Origin of the sequence: Rickettsia endosymbiont of Thecocarcelia acutangulata, from assembly GCF_964263195.1 — a bacterium.
Lineage (GTDB): Bacteria > Pseudomonadota > Alphaproteobacteria > Rickettsiales > Rickettsiaceae > Rickettsia > Rickettsia felis.
In genome coordinates, this window is the sequence record NZ_OZ181652.1 from 1,400,153 (window position 1) to 1,416,963 (window position 16,811).

The following is a 16,811-nucleotide window of genomic DNA, read 5'->3' on the forward strand; positions in this document are numbered from 1 at the left end:
ACAAAAAAAGCCTATAAAAAACTTAGTTTTTATAGGCTTTTTCTTATTTTGTAGGAATGATTCTTTAATAACAAGCAATCGGTGCTGTTAAATGCTCGTAGGTTTGACCTAAATAAGATACTGGTTGTTCAAAGATATACGTATTATTGTTATCATAATTACCGTATAATTGTAATCTTGCTAAAGAATCTTCATATCGGAAGTTTTCAAGTATTTCTTGATTTTTAGATATCTGAATTTCTGCTAAACAATGTTCAACATAAGTTTTCAGCACCTCTTGACAAATTCCATCATGTAAAGCTTTTAACATGAGTAAGTTTACTAATGGATTAATACCATTATTTGCATTAGTAGTAATCGTAGCTTCCTCGTGTTTTTGATCAATAGACATCTTTCCAAACTTCGCTTCTAGAGGTAATTTGGGCGTCGAGCCTAGACTTGCATCCTCACATATGTCTATATACGCTGCGGTGCTGCATTCTGTATCTCCTTTAAATTCCTCTCTATAAACTGGTTTAGAAAGATGTCTAACAGGCAATTCAGAAATTAAAGGCTCTTCATTGATTACTTCTACTTTCTCTATTTCAAGATTTTCTGATTCAGCATTGATTTTTTCTTCAAAATTTATCTCTGGGAAAAGTGCTCTCACATCCGTTATTTCAAGCTTTTCTCCTTTTTTACCTACTTCATAAGCTTTAGAAACAATTTGTTTATAAATAACGTCAATTAATTCTCGTTTTGTTTGTATTTCATCAGAATAATTAATTCCTCCTTCATTCCAAAACTTTACTATTTTAAAAAAAGCAGGAATATTAGGAATCTATTTACCGGTCTTTGCTAAAAATTTTTGTATAATATGTAGGTTCAACAAGAGGTGCTAATGTAGGGTTTTCTTCATATTTTTTAAATACATACTCGACAATTTTAGGTATATTTTGATCTGCTTCTATTTCGTCAGGTAAGCTGTGTAATATTTTTTTGGCTATTGCTTGATCCATCTTCTTATACAAAATATTAACCCCTACCCATGTCCATACAGGATTAGCCGTAAAACAAAGCTTTGTTACATAAAATGCTAGCGATATAGGTAGAGATAATAACTTTAAATAGTTAAGGCAAGTATATCGTATTGGATGAGGCGTGAGGCTATAAATCTTATCCATATCTTGGTTTAGCTCACATGATGTTTTAATCATTGTATACTTCTGCTTAATTAAATGAGAAGTGATGTCATGTACTGGCATATTATTACTTAAATTTAACTAATTCGACAGCAAAATATAAAAAACATTAACATTTATCAAATGCTATTTAATGAGATTTTGTTTTAAATCAATTATAATACTTGCAAAGTTTTATCAAGATAAATAGAATTATCCAAAGTCAAAAGTAATATAAGGAATGAGTATGCTTAACATAAATTTTGTGAATGAAGAATCATCTACTAATCAGGGCCTAGTAGTTTTTATTGATGAACAGTTAAAGCTTGATAGTAATTTAATAGGACTTGATCAACAACATCACGGATTAATTTCTAAAACTATTCAGAATAAACTGCAGTTTACCGGTAAATATGGACAGATTAAAGTTATTACGTCTGTGATTAAATCAGGCGAGGTTAGATATTTGATAATAGCAGGTCTTGGGAATGAAGAAAAATTAACTGAAGCAAAAATTGAAGAGTTAGGCGGTAAAATCTTACAAAATGCAATTTGTGCTAAAATTTCTACTATCGGCTTAAAACTTACAAATAGAATTAGCAAGTTTACATCTCAAACATTTGTATCTTTAGTTGCTAGCGGTGCATTCCTTGCTTCTTACAGATTTAATAAATATAGAACTACCTTAAAAGAAGCAGAAAAGTTTGCAGTAGAGTCAATTGAGATTTTTACCGATAATAATTCAGAAGCAATAAAGTTATTTGAAGTTAAAAAACTAATTGCTGAGGCAGTATTTTTTACAAGGGATATATGTAATGAACCGTCAAATATTAAAACTCCGCAAGTCTATGCCGAAAGAATAGTTGATATACTTGAACCGTTCGGAGTAGATATTGACGTTATCGGTGAACGTGAGATGAGAAATCTTGGTATGGGTGCATTACTTGGGGTCGGTCAAGGTTCACAAAACGAGTCAAAATTAGTAGTAATGGAATATAAAGGCGGCAGTAAAGATGTTCCGACTATTGCTTTGGTTGGTAAAGGAGTGATTTTTGATACAGGCGGTATTTCCTTAAAGCCGTCAAGTAATATGCATTTAATGAGATACGATATGGGAGGTTCTGCAGCAGTCGTGGGTGCTATGATTGCGGTTGCAGGTCAAAAATTACCTGTAAATATAGTCGGTGTTGTAGGGCTTGTCGAAAATATGCCGTCCGGTAATGCACAGCGTCCAGGGGACGTTGTAACTACTATGTCAGGGCAAACTGCAGAAGTTTTAAATACCGATGCAGAAGGGCGTTTAGTACTTGCCGATGCCGTTTGGTATGCACAAGAAAAATTTAAGCCTAAATGCGTGATTGACGTTGCAACTCTAACAGGAGCAATAACTGTAGCACTCGGTAGTACATATGCCGGTTGTTTTTCCAATAATGATGAGCTAGCTGATAAGTTAATAAAAGTAGGGGAAGAAGTTAATGAAAAACTTTGGAGAATGCCGCTTCATGATGAGTACGATGCAATGATTAACTCCGACATAGCCGATATGGCAAATATAGGGAACGTACCGGGAGCTGCCGGAAGCTGCACGGCTGCACATTTCATTAAACGCTTCATTAAAGATGGGGTAGATTGGGCTCATTTAGATATAGCAGGTGTTGCAAATAGTAATAAAGCTTCAGCACTCGGTCCGAAAGGGGCAGTGGGGTATGGCGTGAGACTACTTGAGAAATTCATTAAAGAATATATTTAACGTTATTCTAGAGTCGCTTTGTTGCGTAGAAACCGAGTCGTCATTGCGAGCAGCCATAGGCTGCGTGGCAATCTCATGCAATAATAACAAACTCCTGAGATTGCTTCGTCAAAACTTACAGTTTTTCCTCGCAATGACGAAAAGTCATCTATTTGCTATTTGTTTATTCTGAATATAATTATGAACACAATAAATAAACCTTATATATTTGTTATAGGTAATGAAAAAGGTGGGGCAGGTAAAACTACCTGCTGCATGCACCTAATAATAGCTCTGCTTTATCAAAATTGCTCGGTAGTAAGTATTGATACCGATTCAAGGCAAAGTTCTTTAACCAGCTATTTAAAAAATCGGGATTTATATAATCAGCAAAATCCTGATAAACCGGTATTAGTACCGAAACATTTTCATATATCGGAAAGCGATGCGGAAGAACAAGCAAAGAGTTTTGAGGAAGTACTTGCAAATAATCAGGATGCCGATTATATAGTGATTGATACCCCAGGCAGTCATACTCCTTTATCAAGAGTTGCTCATTCTTACGCCGATACAATTATTACACCGATTAATGACAGCTTTCTAGATTTAGACGTAATAGCAAAAGTTGACAGCAAAGATGAAATTATTAGCCCATCAATATATAGTCAAATGATTTGGGAGCAGAAAATGGAGCGTGCTAGTCGTGATAGAATTAGTATAGATTGGGTAATACTTCGTAATCGTTTAAGTAATCTTGATGCATTAAATAAAAGACGCGTAGGAAATGTATTAGCTAAACTTGCTAAAAGAATTAACTTTAAACTCGCAGAAGGATTTAGTGAACGTGTAATATATAGGGAGTTATTTTTACAAGGTCTAACATTACTTGATCTAAAAACTGCAAAATATGATAGAGCATTTAATAGCTCACACGTACTTGCACGTCAAGAATTACGAAATTTTTTAGACTTTCTAGGTATTAAGACGGCGTTCAAAGGTTAATTTCTATTAAAGTTTTTCTTGTATAAAGTTAAAAAATATATATAATGGGCAAAATTAATATGTTTTAACTTTATAAGAGAAACAAATGCCAAATATTGCTGAAAATATTTCAAAACTACCGGAAGAACAAGAAAAAGTTAATAAACTTGTTAATCAATATAAAAATTTAACTCCGGAAGAACAAAAAATTGTTGATAGAAAACTTAAGTCACATTTTACCAAAGAAGAGCTAGAGCAAGATGAGCTTAAATCAAGAATGAATAACATACGTAGTAATTTGTCCAATAAAGACCAAGAAAAATTACAAGCAGGTAATAATTCTATAGGTGAAATAGCAAAAGATGTATTATCGTTAGTTAAAGGAATAATAAATCTAGTAGAAAATGTTGCAGAGATAATTAAAAACCCTAAGAAAGCAATATATGAATGGATTAAAGGTGAGTTAAATCAAGTAAAACCGGAGCAACAAAATTATCAGCAACTCCCATCAAAGCCAAAAGCTGCTGCAATATCAAGATAAAATTTTGGCAAGATAAAACTTTAGTTTTTATTTGCGAAACTCTGTAATTTTATGTATATGTATAAAGGAAAGAAATATACGTAGAAAATGCATAAATACAGAACTCATAATTGTAACGAATTACAAATATCCGATGTTGGGAAAGAAGTTAAATTATCCGGCTGGGTACATAGAAGAAGAGATCACGGTAATCTAGTTTTCATAGATTTACGTGATCATTACGGTATAACTCAAATCGTATTTACCGATCAAAACCCGCAGCTTATGGAGGATGCTAGCCGTTTGCGTTATGAGTCGTTAATTACAGTAAGCGGTACAGTTGTAGCAAGATCAAATGATACTATTAATGATACGCTTCCGACGGGTCATATTGAGGTCTTAGCAGGTGAATTTATTGTTGAATCGGCTGCAGATACTCTACCTTTTGTTATTAATACCGAAAAAGATGCTCCGGAAGATTCAAGGCTTAAGCATCGTTTTTTAGATCTTAGACGTGAGAAATTGCATAATAATATAATACTCCGCTCACAAATTATTTCTCATATTCGTCATTTGATGACGGGAATAGGTTTTACCGAATTTCAAACACCGATTTTAACGGCAAGTTCACCTGAAGGTGCTAGAGATTTCTTAGTACCGAGTAGAATGCATCCGGGTAAGTTCTATGCGTTACCGCAAGCACCTCAGCAATTCAAGCAGTTATTGATGGTATCAGGCTTTGATCGTTATTTCCAAATTGCTCCTTGTTTTCGGGATGAAGATGCAAGAGCCGATAGATCACCTGGCGAGTTTTATCAGCTAGATGTTGAGATGTCTTTTGTTACGCAGGAAGACGTGTTTAGTACTATTGAGCCTGTGATGCATGATTTATTTACTAAATTTACGGATAAGAAAGTATCAGAGACTCCTTTCGTTCGTATTCCTTACAATGAATCTATGTTAAAATACGGCTCTGATAAGCCTGATTTACGAAATCCTATTATAATTGCTGATGTAACTGAGATATTTAGAGATTCCGATTTTACGATTTTCAGAAAGAATATCAAAAAAGGTAGTATTGTTCGTGCAATTCCTGCCCCTAAGGCAGCTGTACTGCCTCGTAGTTTCTTCGATAAAATGATCGAGTTTGTGATATCAGAAGGAGCAGGGGGGCTTGGTTATATTCAGTTTAGTGAAACCGGTGAAGCAAAAGGACCGGTAGCAAAATTCTTAAGCCCGCAGCAATTAGAGAGTCTAAAAGCTACAGCTAGTATTAGTAACGGTGATGCCGTATTTTTTGCTAGCGATAAAAAAGATAAAGCTGCTAAACTTGCGGGTAAGGTTAGAATAAGACTTGGTGAAGAGCTTGATTTACTAGAAAAAGACTGCTTTAAATTCTGCTGGATTACTGATTTTCCATTCTATGAATTAAATGAAGAAACAGGAAAAATCGATTTTAGCCATAATCCGTTTTCTATGCCGCAGGGTGGTTTGGAAGCTTTAGAAAATGCTAAAACTACTGAAGAGTTATTAGAGCTTACCGCTTACCAATATGATATTGTGTGTAACGGTATTGAGCTTTCCAGCGGTGCTATTAGAAACCATAAGCCGGAAATTATGTATAAAGCATTTTCCATAGCAGGTTATAGTGAGGAGGAAGTTGATAAGAGATTTGGTGGTATGATTAGAGCGTTTAAGTTTGGTGCTCCACCACATGGCGGAATAGCTCCCGGTATTGACAGAATCGTTATGCTACTCGTAGAAGCTACTAATATAAGAGAAATAATTGCATTTCCTTTAAATCAGCAAGCTGAAGATTTACTAATGAACGCTCCAAGCTATGTAGAAGATAAAGCTCTAAAAGAGCTAAGCATTATGCTATCACCGTCAGCTAGAAAAAATGCAGAGAAAGAATAAGAATTTATAGTTGCTGCTAAGCTACCCCTAAATCGTCATTGTGAGGAGCGTAGGGTCTTTTTGCATAGATCGGTAAAACTCACTGTGTCACCTAGTTCGCTTGACCACGGGGTCCATAAAAATAATAAACAAATACTAATAATTTTAGTATTTTAACTGGATCCCGTGGTCAAGCCACGGGATGACAAAGGTGAAATTGATCCACGCGGGCAATGCCTATCTTTGTTTCTGATTTTCCCTTTTAGCTTGTAATTTAGAGAATGCAATTTCTTTTACCGCTTCTACTCTTTTTGGCTGAATGCCTTGATTTCCTTTTTGTTTTAATATGTTGCCAATTTTTATACTTTCTGCTATCAGCTTCTGTGTATCATGAATTTTATTTAAATTTTCAGGAGAAATTTTTTTCATAAAATAGTTTGAAATGTTAGATAAACCTATCTTTCATAAAAATTTCCTACCTTGTAATATATAGTATCTTTGGAATTTAATTTGAAAGATTTAGCATTTAATAAGTTGGTCGTATTTTCTATATTATCCTGATATTTTAAATCTTTCTTTATACCATCAATATCCTGCTGGGTAAGATAATTTTCTTTTTTTAGCTCTTTCATTATATTGTCGTAGAATTTTGCTACTTCTTTATCGGTTACGTTTTTAGTTGTTGCCTGTTTTGTAAAATCAACAATTAGTGATTCCAACTTTTTGCCGGTAGATTTATCTTGTGTACGCATTGATTTTACAGGATCAGAAATTTGTACTTCTACTTTATCTTTCTTAATCTCAACTTCTGTTTCTTTCCATTTTCCTTCTAAATCTTTGCTCCATTGTTGTTCCTTGATTATTTCTTTTTTCAAGCCTATAGAAGTTTTAATTTGGTAATTATTTTCATACGCCCACTCTTTAGCATCTATACCTTCAATTGTAATGTTATTATTTATTGCATAGAGTACCGGGTCTTTTACAGGTGAATTAGCGAAAGCCTTTAACCAACCGCCATTTTTAAATTCAGGTGAGACATTACTGAATTTTGTTACTATCTCAGCTCCTTTGGCCACTTCTTGCATATTAATAAGATTTTCTTTTATACTGCCTTTATAGTGTTTCCTCAAATCATCAAAATTTTTAATATTAGTGGATAACGCAATATTTTTCGGATCAAAACCAGCTTTTTTTAATTCATCAATTTTTTGATCAACTATTGCTTCCATCTGTTTCTCATCAAATTGACTTATCATTTGATTTAACGATTCGCTATATTTATCGATACTAAATGAGAAATTACCTGCTTTAATAGCAGCACTGTAGCCGACTCCAGGATGTACAAACATTTCATTTGTTGATTGGATCATACTGCCAAAATCCTTATGAAATGCTAAAAAAGAGCGACCATGATCAATTTTGGTTATTGTTTTACCATCCTGCACCATTAAATTACCAGCATGATAATCTACTTCCCCCAGCATATGACAAGCAGCTATGGCTTTTTCAAATCCTTCCAGCTTTTTTAAATTTTGATCATTAGCTTTGACTCTAGTTTGACCTGATAAACCGGAAAATTCTGTTAGTGTTACAGCATTATCAAAAAATTTAGAACGTACATAAAGTGAATCAGGGTGTTTTTCATCCGCTTTTACCAGCCCTTTTTTTGGTGCTCGATCATGTAATAAAAATTGATACATGGTAGAGCCTATTAATTCTTGTACCCCGTCTCTTCGGTCAGCAATAGCCTGTTTTCGTGCATTATTATCTTGTATTTTTTGGCATGCAGCATGAGTTTTATAAAAATGTTTTAAAATAAAAGTATTTCCTAGCTCATCTTTAGCAACATAACCGGCAGAAACTCCTGCTGCCTTTTTTCTTTTCTCCTCAAACTCAGCTTGCTGTGCCACCCTCTTATCACGTAGCATAGCATCAATTGCTTTTTTAGGGTCATTAGGATTGCTTATTTCTTCAAGTTTTCTGTAATCTGCATTATATCGGCTATCATCTAATCCAACTTGTCTTTCAATTGCCTCTTCCATAACTAAATGCTGTAAAAGAGGTGCATCGATTATTTCTCTGAATTCCCTGTGTTTATCTCCTGGAAACGAGTTTTTTATTATTGTTGTAACTTTAGCTAAATCCTTAGTGTTTAAATCGGCTAATTCCATTTGACTAACATATAGACTTGCAGTAGTAGGGGATTGGTCATTAGAAAGGTCAATAACAGATTCGGCAATGCCTTCACAGGCTCTAGATTTTGGCATTCAATACTGTATCTTCTGTTTTTAAGGCTTTAAAAAGTTGCTCTTGTAATAATAATTCCTGTTGAGTTTTTTCTTTAGATATAAAATAACCTGATTATATTAACTAATGCTTCAAAAATTTATTATATAAATACAGAAAATTTTTGAAATTAAAAGCTCAATTTATCTCGCTTTATGCTGGATTCCTGCTTTCGCAGGAATGACATTGGTATCCACGCAACAACGCCAACTTGCTTTGACCATTCGCAATGAGGAGTCGGTATCCATACAACAAGTCCTCGCTTTTGTGGGGATATAACATCGAGGTCTTTTTAAAAACTATTCAGTACTATAGATTTGATCGTGATATGACAATGAAAAAAACAAAGTCATGAAATAAATCATGACTTTGCAGGAATTATATTAATTAATCTCTTCTATTGCCTAAAAATCTCATTAAATATAGGAAAAGATTTATAAAATCTAAGTATAAAGTAAAGGCTGCCATAATAGAAAGCTTTTGTCCTACTTCATCGTTTCCTGCCATGTAATACATAGACTTAATCTTTTGTGTGTCCCAAGCAATTAATCCCATAAATACTACTATTCCAATAAGAGAAGTAGTAAAAGAAAGAGCTGAGCTTTTTAGAAACAAGTTGACTAATGAAGCAATGATAAGACCTATAAGACCCATTGCAAAAAATGAACCCATAGATGTTAAATCTCTACTTGTACTATAACCGTATAAACTCATTGCTCCAAAAACGGAAGAGCAAATAAAGAAAGTACGAGCTATTGAGGCACCGGTATAAATAAGAGCTAAATATGCAAGCGACATACCGGTTAAACCGGCATAAACCCAAAATAATATTTGTGCCGTTTTCAGGTTCATTCTTCCGAAACCCATAAAGAAATATAAAGCAATACCGAGCGGAGCAAACATTATAATAGTGCCGAAACCAGTTTGAAACATTAAATTATAAATAGGTTCAACTGATATAGTCGTTACGGCCGCTACACCGGTTAGTAAAAGTGCTAAAGCCATATAATTATATACTTTAAGCATGTATTTTCTTAAGCCTTCATCAAAAGTTTTATTCTTTGAGGTGGCAGTTAAAGTTTTTGTATAATTGATCATAAGTAACCTTAGTATTATGTTATTTACATAATAAAATATAGTCTGTTAGAGCTGTTTTTTCAAGCTATAATTATAAATATCTTGCATTGAATATAAAGCCGGTGATTTATCTTGTAGCCAAATAGCAGCTTTAATTGCACCAATGGCAAAGGAATTTTTATTCAGAGCTTCGTGTTTTAAAGTGATTATTTCATTGTCACCTAGGAAAGATATTTCATGTATACCGTGAACATTTCCACCACGAAGCGAGGAAATACCTATTTCTTTTTTGCATCTTGGTCTATTACCACGATTAAATGCTATATTTAATCCTTTTTCGCTTGCAATCGTTTCAGCAAGCATAATAGCAGTTCCTGAGGGTGAATCTTTTTTATTACGGTGATGGGTTTCTAGAATTTCAATATCGTAATCATCTAGTATTTTTGTTGCCTTTCTTGCTAAATAGCTGAGCAAATTAGCCCCGATACTCATATTTGCAGAATATAAAATAGGTAAAGTTTGAGCTGCTTTTTCTAAAAGCTTAAAATGTTGAGGCTGGAGTCCTGTGATTCCGATTACTAATTTTGTATTATGTTTTAATGCATAATTAATTAATTTTTCTAATATTTCAGGAGTAGAAAAATCGATGATTACATCAGAATTTTTACAAAAATTATCTAAATCATCTAAATTATTAGTACTATTAAATTTTGCTGAAATTTTACAATCTTTAAATTTATCTATTCTCTCTGTAATGGTTTTTCCCATTTTACCGGTAGAACCGCTAAGACCGATATTAATCATGTTTGATTTATTGTAAATTTGTATAAGATTTATGAAAATATAATAGAGGCTTTAAATCATTTTTAATAGCAGTATTTATTACTTCACCGATAAATATAACATGGTCACCGGCATTATAAGAAGCATATTTATTACATTCTATATAACAAGTTGCACCGTTTATTAAAGGACAATTGGTTTTATTGCCAAGCTCATAAGCAATTTTTGTAAATTTATTAGGTTGTGATTTAGCAAAATGTTTTGAGATATCAATTTGGTTCTCTGCTAAAATACTAACTGCGAATTTATCACTTTTCTGAAAACTGTTTATACTAAAAGAGTTTTTATTGAGGCAAAATAATATTAACGGTGGTTTTAAAGATACAGAAGTAAGAGAACTAGCAGTAAAGCCAAAAAGCTCGTTATTACAATTTGTTGTTATAATAGTCACTCCCTGGGGGAATCGACTCATAGTATCTTTAAATTGACTTTCTGTTACTGTCCCAGCCATTTTTTCATAATTTTGTTAATGGTTCCGTCTTTTTTTAATGAATCGATTGCCTCATTAATTTCATTAATTAGTCCTGAGTTTTTAGACATACCTATAGCAAAATCTGATGAAAATTCTTCTAAAGTACTGCTTTCTAAATTTGAATTATTTTCTTTTAATTTTTTGCCTTGAAATTCCTCAGAAATAATAGCATCTATGACTCTGGCTTTTAACTCTTCAACTAACATTAAATGATTTGCTAAAGAATGAACTTTAATATTCATTGTCTGTGATAGATCTTGTGCTTTTTTTTCTAAAACACTACCGAGCTGTACCCCTACTATTTTATTTTCTAGATCTTTGCTATTTTGTATATTATCGCCTGTTCTATATATTATGGCAAATCTTGCAGTAGCGTAATTATCGGAAAAGCTGATATATTCGGAACGCTTCGGTGTTACAGAAAGCTCTGCCACCGCAACATCAATATTTTCACTAACTAAAGCTGCAAGTAAACCGTTAAAGTCGAAGTTTTTTATAATAACTTTTTTATTTAGACGTTCACTTATTGCTTTTATAATATCAATATCAATCCCAACAATTTCCCCGTCTTGGATGAATTCATAAGGAGGATTATCTGCGGCAGTACCGACTATTAAAGTTTTTTCCGTTTCTTTTTTTTCACAAGAAACTAGTAAGAAAGATAGTAGAAATATTTTTAGAAATTTCATAAAAAATAATGTTTTAAGTTTGAGTATGTGTCATGTGCCGAATTGTCATTGCGAGGAGATGCGTAGCATCGACGTGGCAATCTCAGAAGTGTTATACTATTTCATGAGATTGCCACGCTCACTTCGTTCGCTCGCAATGACGGGAAAACTTATCACGCGGGCAATACCTACCGGAGTAATAGTTTCAAGAATCCAGCCTATCCTTTAAAAGCTGATTCACAAGCGTCGGATTAGCCTTACCGCCGGTTTTTTTCATTACCTGGCCTACAAAGAAACCGAATAATTTATCCTTACCACTTTTATAACCCTCTACTGATTCAGGATTTTCAGCTATTACCTCGTCAATTACCGTGTTCAGCACGTTATTATCCGAAACTTGTACAAGTCCTTTTTCCTCTACTATTTTATCAGGTGCTTTACCGGTTTCAAACATAATTTCAAAAACTGTTTTTGCAATTTTACCAGAAATAGTATCATTTTCTATTAATTTTACCAGTTTTGCAAAGTTACTAGGAGTAATTTTACATTCATTTATTTCTATCGATGCTTTGTTTAATTGTCCGAATAACTCACTAGTTAGCCAATTAGTAAGCATTTTAGGGTTACATTCATTTGCTGCTTTCTCAAAATACTCAGCAACCGATTCATCGGCTACTATTACTTCGGCATCATATTTACTTAAGCCAAATTCTTTCGTATATTTTTCAATCTTTTGATCAGGTAGCTCAGGTAAGTTTGCTTTTAGCTCGTCTATTAACTCATCGGAAATAACAAGCGGTAATAAATCAGGATCAGGAAAATATCTATAATCAAGTGCTTCTTCTTTTAAACGCATAGTTTTTGTTTCGCCGCTATCAGCATTAAACAATCGTGTTTCTTGAATTATTACTTCACCGCTTTCAAGCAAATCTACTTGTCTTTTAGCTTCAAATTCTATTGCTTTAATAATATTACGAATTGAATTAATATTTTTAATTTCGCATCTTGTGCCAAGTGGTTCGCCGCTACGTCTTACTGAAATATTAGCATCGCAACGCATTGAGCCTTTTTCCATATCACCGTCGCAGCTGCCGATATAACGTAGCAAATTTCTCAGCTTTTTTACAAATTCAGCAGCTTCATCAGGTGATGATATATCAGGTTCGGTCACAATTTCCATAAGTCCAATACCGGCACGATTTAAATCGATAAAGCTGTAATGTGGTGATTGATCATGCATAGATTTACCCGCATCCTGCTCTAAATGCAAACGGTTAATGCGAATAGTTTTAAGATCGCCGGTACTAGTCGGTATTTCCATAGTTCCGTTTTGTACTATAGGATAGTAAAATTGCGAGATTTGGTAACCTTGGGGCAGATCAGCATAAAAATAATTTTTACGATCAAATACCGAATATTTATTTATTTTAGCTTTAAGCCCAAGCCCTGTTTTAATTGCTTGGTGTACACAATGCTTATTTAATACCGGTAACATTCCGGGCATTGCTGCATCAACATAGGAAACCTGCGAATTTGGACTTGCTGCAAAAATAGTACTACTTCCTGAAAAAAGCTTAGATTTTGAGGAAATTTGAGCATGGATTTCAAGCCCTATTACATATTCCCATTTCCCCGTATTACCTTCAATATATGCCATAATTAAAAACCCTTTGGCTCAAATTTAATATGTTTTACACCTGACTCAATTGTCGATGCTACTTTAAAAACATTATATTCGTCTAATTGTTTACCTATAATCTGCATCCCAAGAGGTAAACCTCGTGCCGATAATCCGGCAGGAACCGATGCACAAGGTAAACCGGCTAAACTTGCAGGAATAGTAAATAAATCGTTTAAATACATAATAGTCGGATCATTTTGTTTTTCACCGATCTTAAAAGCTTCGGTCGGTGCTGCAGGTAACAAAATGGCGTCAACTTTTGCAAAAGCATTATTAAAATCGTTTGCAACTAAACGACGTACTTTTTGAGCTTTTAGATAATATGCATCCATACAACTAGATGAAAGCACATATGTTCCAATCATAATACGACGTTTTACTTCCTCCCCAAATCCAGCTGATCTAGTCATTTCATACATTTCGTCAAGCGTCATATTTTCACGTTCTACTCGAAGACCGTATCTAACGCCGTCATATCTAGATAAATTTGAAGAAGCTTCAGCCGGTGCTATTACGTAATAAACGGCAACACCGTATTTAGCATGTGGCAGCGTAATATCAACTATTTCAGCACCGGCGTTTTTAAGTAGCTCTATGGTATCCTGCCACATTTTCATAATATCAGGTTCAATAATACCGCCTTCACCAAGGCTAAGAGGTACACCTATCTTCATATTTTTCATAGAACTTCCGATAGCGGATTGTAGTTCTGGAACTTCTGCTTTAATCGAAGTAGAATCTTTTTCATCAAACCCCATCATCGCTTCAAGCATAATGCTACTGTCTAAAACGCTTCTAGTAAATATCCCTGCTTGATCAAGTGAGCTAGCAAACGATACCATTCCGTATCTTGAGCAACGACCATATGTCGGTTTAAACCCGACTAAACCCGTAAAGCTTGCAGGTTGACGTACCGAGCCTCCAGTATCACTACCAAGAGCAGCAGATGCCATAAACCCGCTAACTGCTGCAGCTGAACCGCCTGAAGAACCGCCTGGAACTAAATCTGCATTATCATCATTTGCTTTCCAAGGGCTAATTACATTTCCAAAACAACTAGTGATATTTGCCGAACCCATCGCAAATTCATCCATATTGGTTTTGCCGAGCATCACACCGCCCTTATCAAAAATATTTTGTGTAACGCTTGATTCATAATTAGGTATAAAATTTTTCAGTATATTAGAACATGCCGTAGTTCTAATTCCTTTCGTACAGAAAAGATCTTTAGCGGCAAATGGTATACCCTCAAGTGTTCGTGGTTGATTTTTAGCATAATTTTGATCGGCTGCTTCAGCCTGTTTTAAAGCTAAATCAAAAGTTTCGGTAACATAAGCATTTAGGTTTTTATGTTTCTCTATTTGTTTAATATGTGCATTAACTAATTCCTTACTTGTAAAATCTTTATTTTTAAGACCTTTTACACTGTCTGCTACTGTTAATTTGTTTAGTTCTGTCATAATTATTCAACAACCTTTGGAGTGATAAAATATTTTACTTCTTTAGCAAGCTGGGCACTATTTCCGCTTACATTATCAAATAAATTATTTGATAAATCAGAACTTGTAACGACGTCCTCTCGCATTCTAGCATTCATATTAGAAACCGAAGTTAAAGGCTCTATATCTTTGCAATCTATTTCATTTAAAATATCAATCATATTCATAATAGTACTAAGCTGAGCAGAAAATTTTTCTACAGTATCTTCTTCAAATTTTAATCTAGTTAATTTTGCTATTTTCTGTGCTTCTTCTTTTGTAATCATAGTTTTATTTTCTTCATTCGGGTATTTTTAGGCGTTGGCGTCATTGCGAGGAAAAATTGTAAGTTTTGACGAAGCAATCTCAGGAGTTTTATACTACTTCACGAGATTGCCACGCTCACTTCGTTCGCTCGCAATGACAGTTTTGGTATCTACGCAATAATGCCTGTGAGCCATGACGATTAGAATCAAACAGTCATTATCTCTTGTTCTTTTTGTTTTATTGCCGAGTCAACTTTACTACTATAATCATCGGTTAGTTTTTGTACTTGTTCGGATAAGCTATGATGCTCATCTTTTGCAATAATATTATCCTTTTCTAGCTTTTTAAGTTCTTCATTGCCGTCTCTTCTAATATTACGTAATGAAATTTTAGTATCCTCACCGTATTTATGAGCGAGCTTTACCAATTCTTTACGTCTTTCTTCAGTTAAAGCTGGTATTGGTAGTCTGATTAATTGACTGTCCGTTGCTGGAGTTAAGCCAAGATTCGCTATCGTAATTCCTTTTTCTACCGAGGACACCATAGATTTATCCCAAACCTGCACGTTAATTGTTCGTGCATCAGGGGTAGATAGAGAAGCAACTTGTGAAAGCGGCATTTTACTCCCGTAAGCTTCCACGGTTACGCTATCAAGCAAATTAACCGAAGCTCTACCGGTACGCAAGCCTTTAAACTCATGATCTAAAACTTTCAGAGCTTTATCCATCTTTTCTTGTAAGTTTTTCTTTAACGTTTCTGTGTCCATATTTATTCATCCATATATTTATTTTATCTGTATATTATTAGTACATGAACCAAGTACATTGTTGCATGGATCGGTTTTCTATTGTCATCCCGCGAGCTTGTAGCGGGATCCAGTTAAAATACTAAAATTATTAGTATTTGTTTATTATTTTTATGGACCCCATGGTCAAGCGAACTAGGTGACACAGTGGATTTTACCAGCCCACGCAACAAGGCCTCCTCGCAATGACGAAAAACCGAGTCACACTACAATATATTATTCTTCAATTGTCGTATATTCGCCTTTATCTTGTATTACTCTAGCAAAATTTCCCTGTTCTTTTATCGAAAATACTCTTATAGGTAATTTATTTTCTCTTGCAACTGCAATAGCTGCCGTATCCATGACTTGCAGGTTGTTAGTTATAACATCTTTATAGCTAATAGTGAAATATTTTTTAGCATCAGGATTTTTTTTAGGGTCGGAATCATATACGCCGTCAACCTGAGTTGCTTTTAATAAAATATCGCAATTCATTTCGATTGCACGAAGTACTGCGGCACTATCGGTTGTAAAAAAAGGATTACCCGTGCCGCCGGCAAAAATTACTACACGTTTTTTTTCCATATGTCTTTTAGCTTTGCGGCGAATATAAGGCTCACACACGCTCATCATAGGAATAGCCGATAGAACTCTTGTATAGATACCTAAGCTTTCCATAACGTTTTGCAATGTTAAAGCATTAATCACCGTTGCGAGCATACCTATATAATCCGCTGAAGCTCGGTCCATACCGACAAGTGCTGCATTGATCCCTCGATAAATATTCCCGCCTCCGACTACAATAGCGACTTCTACTCCTAAATCAATGACCTCCTTAATATCGCTGGCAATCTTTTTTATTACCTCATATTCATGTCCAAATTGCTTGTCTCCCATTAAAGCTTCCCCTGAAACTTTAAGCAAAACTTTTTTATACCTTAGAGCGTTTATATTTGATATCATTTT

General features: G+C 34.3%; 13 protein-coding genes and 2 pseudogenes. 4 read left to right on the forward strand and 11 right to left on the reverse strand.

The window, feature by feature from the left end; translation table 11 throughout:
- Window positions 1-64: 64 nt before the first annotated feature.
- A pseudogene (locus ACE38Q_RS07475) lies at window positions 65-1,244 on the reverse strand (palindromic element RPE1 domain-containing protein).
- 163 nt (window positions 1,245-1,407) lie between these two features.
- On the opposite strand from ACE38Q_RS07475, the gene ACE38Q_RS07480 reads away from it, so the two are divergent.
- The 4 genes from ACE38Q_RS07480 (at window position 1,408) to aspS (ending at window position 6,307) form a co-directional block, all read left to right on the forward strand.
- Complete coding sequence (locus ACE38Q_RS07480; protein WP_500191006.1) at window positions 1,408-2,910, forward strand: leucyl aminopeptidase; 1,503 nt, start codon at window positions 1,408-1,410, stop codon at window positions 2,908-2,910.
- A 180-nt stretch (window positions 2,911-3,090) separates the two neighbouring features.
- Window positions 3,091-3,891 (forward strand): division plane positioning ATPase MipZ, encoded by an 801-nt coding sequence (locus ACE38Q_RS07485; RefSeq protein WP_500191010.1) that lies wholly within the window; start codon window positions 3,091-3,093, stop codon window positions 3,889-3,891.
- A gap of 85 nt (window positions 3,892-3,976) precedes the next feature.
- Window positions 3,977-4,411 carry a DUF3106 domain-containing protein gene (locus tag ACE38Q_RS07490; RefSeq protein WP_500191014.1) on the forward strand — a complete coding sequence of 145 codons (435 nt, stop codon included), beginning with the start codon at window positions 3,977-3,979 and terminating at the stop codon, window positions 4,409-4,411.
- An 87-nt stretch (window positions 4,412-4,498) separates the two neighbouring features.
- A complete protein-coding gene (aspS, locus tag ACE38Q_RS07495) occupies window positions 4,499-6,307 on the forward strand; it encodes an aspartate--tRNA ligase (protein ID WP_500191016.1) in 1,809 nt (602 codons plus the stop codon).
- 216 nt (window positions 6,308-6,523) lie between these two features.
- Here the strand turns inward: aspS and risK1 are convergent.
- The 10 genes and pseudogenes from risK1 to pyrH form a co-directional block, all read right to left on the reverse strand.
- Window positions 6,524-8,635, reverse strand: a pseudogene (risK1, locus tag ACE38Q_RS07500) (T4SS effector phosphatidylinositol 3-Kinase RisK1).
- A gap of 324 nt (window positions 8,636-8,959) precedes the next feature.
- Window positions 8,960-9,670: a Bax inhibitor-1/YccA family protein gene (locus tag ACE38Q_RS07505; RefSeq protein WP_500191018.1), complete on the reverse strand. Its 711-nt coding sequence runs from the start codon at window positions 9,668-9,670 to the stop codon at window positions 8,960-8,962.
- A 45-nt stretch (window positions 9,671-9,715) separates the two neighbouring features.
- Window positions 9,716-10,453, reverse strand: a complete 738-nt coding sequence (gene dapB, locus ACE38Q_RS07510) for a 4-hydroxy-tetrahydrodipicolinate reductase (RefSeq protein WP_500191022.1) — start codon at window positions 10,451-10,453, stop codon at window positions 9,716-9,718.
- 7 nt (window positions 10,454-10,460) lie between these two features.
- On the reverse strand, window positions 10,461-10,943 hold the full coding sequence (locus tag ACE38Q_RS07515; protein WP_500191026.1) for a flavin reductase family protein: 483 nt from the start codon (window positions 10,941-10,943) through the stop codon (window positions 10,461-10,463).
- The gene (locus ACE38Q_RS07520; RefSeq protein ID WP_500191030.1) at window positions 10,928-11,653 is read right to left on the reverse strand and encodes an ABC transporter substrate-binding protein; all 726 of its coding nucleotides are present in this window, start codon (window positions 11,651-11,653) and stop codon (window positions 10,928-10,930) included. The genes ACE38Q_RS07515 and ACE38Q_RS07520 overlap by 16 nt, the downstream gene beginning before the upstream one ends.
- Window positions 11,654-11,837: 184 nt before the next feature.
- Complete coding sequence (gatB, locus tag ACE38Q_RS07525) at window positions 11,838-13,289, reverse strand: Asp-tRNA(Asn)/Glu-tRNA(Gln) amidotransferase subunit GatB (protein ID WP_500191031.1); 1,452 nt, start codon at window positions 13,287-13,289, stop codon at window positions 11,838-11,840.
- Between the two features lie 2 nt (window positions 13,290-13,291).
- Window positions 13,292-14,773, reverse strand: a complete 1,482-nt coding sequence (gatA, locus tag ACE38Q_RS07530; RefSeq protein WP_500191035.1) for an Asp-tRNA(Asn)/Glu-tRNA(Gln) amidotransferase subunit GatA — start codon at window positions 14,771-14,773, stop codon at window positions 13,292-13,294.
- 2 nt (window positions 14,774-14,775) lie between these two features.
- Window positions 14,776-15,078, reverse strand: a complete 303-nt coding sequence (gatC, locus tag ACE38Q_RS07535) for an Asp-tRNA(Asn)/Glu-tRNA(Gln) amidotransferase subunit GatC (protein ID WP_500191038.1) — start codon at window positions 15,076-15,078, stop codon at window positions 14,776-14,778.
- A gap of 185 nt (window positions 15,079-15,263) precedes the next feature.
- A complete protein-coding gene (frr, locus tag ACE38Q_RS07540; RefSeq protein ID WP_500191042.1) occupies window positions 15,264-15,824 on the reverse strand; it encodes a ribosome recycling factor in 561 nt (186 codons plus the stop codon).
- A 255-nt stretch (window positions 15,825-16,079) separates the two neighbouring features.
- Window positions 16,080-16,808: a UMP kinase gene (pyrH, locus tag ACE38Q_RS07545; protein ID WP_500191046.1), complete on the reverse strand. Its 729-nt coding sequence runs from the start codon at window positions 16,806-16,808 to the stop codon at window positions 16,080-16,082.
- Between the last annotated feature and the right edge of the window lie 3 nt (window positions 16,809-16,811).

What these genes read in the sequence shown, in the direction of transcription:
- gatA (WP_500191035.1), bottom strand. Translation starts at nt 14,773, where the DNA reads ATGACAGAACTAAACAAATTAACAGTAGCAGACAGTGTAAAAGGTCTT.
- ACE38Q_RS07520 (WP_500191030.1), bottom strand. Translation starts at nt 11,653, where the DNA reads ATGAAATTTCTAAAAATATTTCTACTATCTTTCTTACTAGTTTCTTGT.
- aspS (WP_500191016.1), top strand. Translation starts at nt 4,499, where the DNA reads ATGCATAAATACAGAACTCATAATTGTAACGAATTACAAATATCCGAT.
- frr (WP_500191042.1), bottom strand. Translation starts at nt 15,824, where the DNA reads ATGGACACAGAAACGTTAAAGAAAAACTTACAAGAAAAGATGGATAAA.
- ACE38Q_RS07480 (WP_500191006.1), top strand. Translation starts at nt 1,408, where the DNA reads ATGCTTAACATAAATTTTGTGAATGAAGAATCATCTACTAATCAGGGC.
- ACE38Q_RS07490 (WP_500191014.1), top strand. Translation starts at nt 3,977, where the DNA reads ATGCCAAATATTGCTGAAAATATTTCAAAACTACCGGAAGAACAAGAA.
- gatB (WP_500191031.1), bottom strand. Translation starts at nt 13,289, where the DNA reads ATGGCATATATTGAAGGTAATACGGGGAAATGGGAATATGTAATAGGG.
- ACE38Q_RS07505 (WP_500191018.1), bottom strand. Translation starts at nt 9,670, where the DNA reads ATGATCAATTATACAAAAACTTTAACTGCCACCTCAAAGAATAAAACT.
- gatC (WP_500191038.1), bottom strand. Translation starts at nt 15,078, where the DNA reads ATGATTACAAAAGAAGAAGCACAGAAAATAGCAAAATTAACTAGATTA.
- ACE38Q_RS07485 (WP_500191010.1), top strand. Translation starts at nt 3,091, where the DNA reads ATGAACACAATAAATAAACCTTATATATTTGTTATAGGTAATGAAAAA.
- dapB (WP_500191022.1), bottom strand. Translation starts at nt 10,453, where the DNA reads ATGATTAATATCGGTCTTAGCGGTTCTACCGGTAAAATGGGAAAAACC.
- ACE38Q_RS07515 (WP_500191026.1), bottom strand. Translation starts at nt 10,943, where the DNA reads ATGGCTGGGACAGTAACAGAAAGTCAATTTAAAGATACTATGAGTCGA.
- pyrH (WP_500191046.1), bottom strand. Translation starts at nt 16,808, where the DNA reads ATGATATCAAATATAAACGCTCTAAGGTATAAAAAAGTTTTGCTTAAA.